This is a genomic window from Patescibacteria group bacterium (assembly GCA_018817085.1).
GTDB lineage: Bacteria > Patescibacteriota > WWE3 > CG2-30-40-12 > CG2-30-40-12 > CG2-30-40-12.
Genome location: JAHIUT010000005.1, coordinates 1 through 5,531 on the forward strand (window position 1 = coordinate 1; position 5,531 = coordinate 5,531).

Genomic DNA, 5,531 nt, shown 5'->3' on the forward strand with positions numbered 1-5,531 from the left:
CGACACAAGGTTTTCAAAAGCTACAAAAAAGTGGGAAAAATTTACAATTTTCAAAAAGAAGTGGGGTGGCAGTGTTTTAACATATCCAACGCCTTACATTAAATATTATCCCAGAAATTTTATTCCTTTTCGGTACTCTTAACTTTTTCTTTAACCTCTTCTTTATCTTTACCCCTCTCCTTTTCCGTCTCTTTTTCCCCTTCCTCGGAACCCTCCTCTTTAGGCTTTTCTCCCGTTACTTCAATTTCTTCCACCGAAGTTGTTACTTCCTCCTCCAATTGTTCGGCGTAATCTACCTTTATTAAAAGCTCCTCCATATCCATATCTACCGTTATCTTGCTTCTGTCATAATTTAAAGCGCTAACCGGTATAAAATCGCCCACTTCCGCAAGTTTAGAGATATCTACTTCAAAATGGCTTGGCAGGTCGGTAGGCAAACATTCCACCTCTATTTCGTCTATTAAAGTTATCAAAATACCTTCTCCACTTTTAACAACGGGAGATTCTCCCACAAATTCAATAGGGATGCGCGCGGTTATTTTTTCCTTAAGACTTACCTCGTGAAAACTAATATGGGAGGCTTTCCCGGTAACAAAGTTTCTTTGAACTTCCGAAATAAGAACTTTTCGCAGAGCGGTTTCCCCCTCAACAGCAAGGTCCAGTAACACCGACTCCCCTGCGGTTTTTAAAACTTTAGCCGTATCGGCAAGGGACAATGTGAGAGCGGTACTCTGTTTGCCTTTTCCAAACACCACTGCGGGAAGAATTTTTTCTTTCCGCAAAATCCGCACTTTTTTACCGAGAATTTCTCTTTTTTTCGCAACAATTTCCATAATATTATGGTATTCTACGGAAAATTGGGGGAAATGTCAATTTTTATATCTGTTTTTAAGCTTTCAACTTCTTTCGCAATTTCGTTTCCCTTCTCGTCAAGAAGTGAAAATACAAAGGGGACATCCTTTTCCCCCGGTTGTTTCTGAACAACCAAATTATATTTTGAAATTGTTGGCAGAGTATATTCAAACTCCACACTTGCGGTTTCTCCCGCCCCTACTTGAATTAAAAGCGGGAAAACCGTAAACGCCTTATAATTTTCCACTTTAACATCTTTTGTAACATCCACCCCGACCTTATTGGTATATACAGCTTTAACTAAAACAGAACCCTGCGGAACATATAAATGGAATAAATTTTTATACACCCCGCTTGGCCAAGCGTTGCTTTTTCCTGTATGTTTGAAAACCAATTTAATATGCGATTTATATAAGTTTTCGGACACGCGCTGTACGGAATAATCTATACTTTTTGTTACATCTAAATTAGCTCTTGTAGCGCCCACATTGGTATCCAAAGCGTAAATATAATCCGCGCTGTAAACCGCCATATCGCCGCACCAATTTAATTCGTAAAAAACATTTCTCGTGGAACTGTCCATAAAATATGCCAGCAAATGCTTTTCGTTAAACACTTTTTCCAAAACATTCAAAAAACCATAAGCCACGGAACTATCCTTTGAGGTAAAAAGAGCGTCGGAAATTTTATAAATTACATTTGATAAAAAATTCTTTTTTTGAGCATCGTAAGACGCGCCGTATTCAGTATAAAACTGCGCCTTTTCGTAAATATTGTCTTTGGTAACAGTAACATCATAATAAGAAAGAAAAAGAGGCCCTGTTAAATCCAAAAGGCTTTTAATAAATTCCAAATCCACGGCAAACACCCCGTCTAAATCTTCTTTAAAACTTTCTTTATAAAAAGTGGCAAAAGCTTTTGCCGATTCCGGAAAATCGGGAAAATTTACAACATCGCTTGCGACAGCGTTGTCCACCACAATATCCGTAACTTTTCCATTTTCCAAATCTATTTTAGCCACAGAACTTAAAACACCGCCCGCGGGGGTAATCTCGGTAGAATTTTGAATAAGTACCACATAGGTTACCGGTTTTTCAAAACCCAAAATTTTAGGCAAATGGGGAATAAGCACTTTAAAATGGCTAATCCGCGTTAAATACTCGCCCGCAAAAGAATCCAAGGTACTTTTATTAATGTTAAAAATATAAAAAGAGGAATCTACATTAGCATATTCCGCTTTAGAAAGCATAAGAAATTCTTCCGTTTTAGAAATTCCCGCCAACAACTTCTCAAAATCGCCGGACAATTGCGCCGTTTTGGAAAACGAAAGCAAGGCGCGCGAAGAATAGTACAAAGCTTTAGAGAAATGTTTTAACGACACCAAAAAATCTTTCTTTCCAAAAACATTGCTTGCGGTGGTAATCAAAAGAGGCGGGTTTTGAGAAAGATTATAATGTTTGCTTGCCCTGCTCGCGTATGTTTCCGCTTTTACTATATTATAAGTTTGCAAACTGTTTGTGGCTTTTAGCATAGTAACAGCGCTAAAATATAAGTTTAGAATATAAAAAATTGAGGGTAAAATAAGTAAAGCAAGAGTAAAAAATATTCCCGCCAAAACATTTTTTTTCGTTAAGAAAGTAATTTTTCCAAAAGAGGGGAGGCGAGGAAGTTTAAACGAGGGCGGTTTTAAGGCAAACCCTTTATCCCTTTTTATAACAGCGGACAAAGTTGGAAACCTCTTTTTATCCAAAACCTTCTCGTTTAGGTTTAAGGTGAAAAGTTTTCCTCCTTTTACATCCAAGAATTTATAAAACTCAAAGGTTTTTTTAATACCGTCTTCCAAATCCGTTTTTGGTTTCCACGCTATAATATCCAAATTATCCCGCGCAATGTTTTTAACTGCGGGTATTTCCAGCAAAGAGTCTTCTTTAAAAAAACTTATTTTTACATCTTTTGAAACAATAGCTTTTGCAAGATAGGCAAGTTCAATTACGCTAATGGGTTTTTCGTAAGAAACGGGGAAAATTTTGCCTTTAGTGTTTTTTACAAGCAAAGCTCGCGCTATAGCTTCCGCCGCGTCTTCCACATAAACATAAATTTCTTTTTCCAACCCATCTCCCGCTATATTTATTAAACCCTCTTCAATTACTTGTCGCAGAATTGTTCCCAATTGTCCAAATAGGGGGATTTTAGGTCCAAATAATTCGCCAAGCCGTACTATACGCAAATCAAGGTCGTATTTTTTATAATATTCCCAACACAAAGCCTCGGCGTATCTTTTGGCTTCAATATGCGAAAACTTTTTTTCTATTTGGGAGGTAGGACCAAAATAGTTTTTTAAATTTAGGGAAGATAATATTCCTTGGTACACATTTATAGAGGAAGCAAGCAAAAATTTTGCGTTGTTCGCGCGCGCCAGTTCCAACAAATTTTTAGTAGCAAAGGCGTTTGTTAAGAGGGAATCCAAAGTAATACTGTCCTCTTCCTGCGAATGTGTTTGAACCGCCGCCAGATGCAAAATGCAATCAACAGCGGGCATATTTTCGGGAACGCCTTTGTTTAGGTCATATTTAATAAAAGAATACCGCGGGTCGTTTTTAAACTCGGCGATATTTTCTTCGGTCCCCGTTTCAAGGTTGTCTACAGAAATGATTTTTATTTGTTTATAAGCAGAGAACAAAAGCTTGGTAACAAAGTAAGCAAGAGAAGAAGCCCCGCCGGAAATAAAGATAACCGGGGCAGTTTTAAATTTAGCAAATTCAACTTTTTGGGCAGTCATTTAGGTATATTATAAAGCCAAAAACAAAAAATAAAAAGACTTTTTTCTGCCTTCAAGAGCATCCCCCATAGTACAAGGAGACTCCTTTTTTAAGGTCTCTCCTTTGTCTATGGGTTAAGGATACTGCCGGCTTACGATATAATCTTTTATTACCATTGTAGCTTTGCAATCGTCTTCGTTGTATTTCAAAATTCTGTCCAATATTTTGGGGTTTTTAGTTTCTAAATATTTGTTATACCACTGTATTGAAAGAGCGCCCGAAGGGGATTTGTCTCGCCACTTAAAGCCTATATATTGAGCTATGTCTTTTAAGGAATAACTGCTTAACGGCCAATCCGTGTGTTTATAAATAACATCTGTATACAAATCTATTGCGATATTCTTGCCAAAAAATTTGTCCAAAGCCTCCTCGGAAATTACATCGGGATAAAGTTCTCTTAACTTTTTATACACGGTTTTTTCGTGAGAAGCGTAATAATAAACAACAAACTCGTCTTTTGGCAAGGAATTTATATACTTCCAAAATTTAGCCCAAGCTTCTTTTTCAGCCGTTGGAGAGCCTGTTTTGGCGACAAAAGGTATAAATCTTTCCTTTTGGCAAAACCTTTCATACACGCCGTGCAGATATACCAATTCTTGCGTTGGGTCGTCTTCAATGTCAAAGAACAACTCGTACTCTCTTTTTGGGAACTCAATTTTTTTGTATAAAATGGGATTCCCCTTTTTATTTAGTAATTTTGCTCTGCGAACAATTTTATTTAAAGTGGTTTCGGCAATCCCCCGCAAGAAATGTTCATTGAAATACTTTTGTTTTAATATTTTTTCAACATTTATATTTGCTATATCGCTTGTTTTTTCTATTCCCAATTCCTTATTAAGGACATCTCGTTTACTTCGTCCCAAACAAAATATGTTCGTTAAATCGTCTCTCTCTTTTGCCCAATTCTTACAGCTCTTGTGCCATGGACACAGTTTGCAGATTCCGGTCATAGCGGGTTTATTTTGAATATTATTTTTCAGCAAATTTTCCACCATACTTTTAGTATTATAGTAATATTGCAACCAAGTAGTTTTATTCCGCGCGCTTATGGGTTTGGCGAGGTCATACATTGTTTCTTTTTCGTGAATATCAATAATTATTCCAATATCTTTGTTTGCGAAACCGAGGTTTGCGAAACCAAGCGAGTTTAGAATTTCCGTGTAATGGCATAGCTGGATAGCGTAATGTTTTTTATATTTTCTGCTATCTTCCGAGTCTTCAAAACTTCTTCCGCTTTTTATATCTATAGGGGTATAGAAACCGTCGCCGTTGTGTCTAAGCAAATCGGGGATTCCCATACAGTCTCCGTAAATTATAACGCCTTGATATATTAACGCTGTTTTGTTTTGCACAGCTAAAATTGTTTTCTCAAAACGGTTTTTATGGGAGCCTTTGCTTAAATCCAAAAATTTGCCGATTCTTTTTACCACTTCCTTTTCGTGCAAAGCGCCTTTTTCCCATAACAGGGTAACAAAAGGATTTGCTTTAGGGTTTTTCTCTTTTTTAGGACCATACAAATCCCGCCACACACGATGCGGGCATTGGATATAGTTATACAAATGATTTGCGGTTATTAACATTAATTTATAATACCATTTACCCCCCCCCCGCGGGGAGGTGGTATAATTTAGGAAGTATGCAAAAGAACAAACCCCTATCGCAAATCATTATTTATAAAACCGAGGACGGGCAGGCAAAATTAGAGGTTGTATTGGAGGGGGAATCCGTTTGGCTCTCGCAAAAGCAGCTGGCGCAACTTTTTGATTGCACTGTAGAAAATGTTATTTTCCACTTGAAAAATGTGTTTAAGAGCGGAGAGTTAAAAGAAAAAGTAACTACTAAAGAATCCTTAGTAGTTCA

Annotated in this window: 4 protein-coding genes; 1 reads left to right on the plus strand and 3 read right to left on the minus strand. The window is 37.2% G+C overall.

The annotated features are described in order from the left end of the window. Positions 1 to 119: 119 nt before the first annotated feature. The 3 genes from KJ678_00315 to KJ678_00325 all read right to left on the minus strand — a co-directional run bounded on the left by KJ678_00315 (position 120) and on the right by KJ678_00325 (position 5,251). Positions 120 to 833, minus strand: a complete 714-nt coding sequence (locus KJ678_00315; protein MBU1016596.1) for a 50S ribosomal protein L25 — start codon at positions 831 to 833, stop codon at positions 120 to 122. Positions 834 to 847: 14 nt separating this feature from the next. Beyond that, positions 848 to 3,631, minus strand: a complete 2,784-nt coding sequence (locus tag KJ678_00320; GenBank protein ID MBU1016597.1) for an NAD-dependent epimerase/dehydratase family protein — start codon at positions 3,629 to 3,631, stop codon at positions 848 to 850. Between the two features lie 114 nt (positions 3,632 to 3,745). Beyond that, positions 3,746 to 5,251 carry a TM0106 family RecB-like putative nuclease gene (locus KJ678_00325; protein ID MBU1016598.1) on the minus strand — a complete coding sequence of 502 codons (1,506 nt, stop codon included), beginning with the start codon at positions 5,249 to 5,251 and terminating at the stop codon, positions 3,746 to 3,748. A gap of 56 nt (positions 5,252 to 5,307) precedes the next feature. On the opposite strand from KJ678_00325, the gene KJ678_00330 reads away from it, so the two are divergent. Further along, a partial coding sequence (locus tag KJ678_00330; protein MBU1016599.1) for a hydroxyacid dehydrogenase occupies positions 5,308 to 5,531 on the plus strand: 224 nt, incomplete at its 3' end.

What these genes read in the sequence shown, in the direction of transcription:
- KJ678_00315 (MBU1016596.1), bottom strand. Translation starts at nt 833, where the DNA reads ATGGAAATTGTTGCGAAAAAAAGAGAAATTCTCGGTAAAAAAGTGCGG.
- KJ678_00320 (MBU1016597.1), bottom strand. Translation starts at nt 3,631, where the DNA reads ATGACTGCCCAAAAAGTTGAATTTGCTAAATTTAAAACTGCCCCGGTT.
- KJ678_00325 (MBU1016598.1), bottom strand. Translation starts at nt 5,251, where the DNA reads ATGTTAATAACCGCAAATCATTTGTATAACTATATCCAATGCCCGCAT.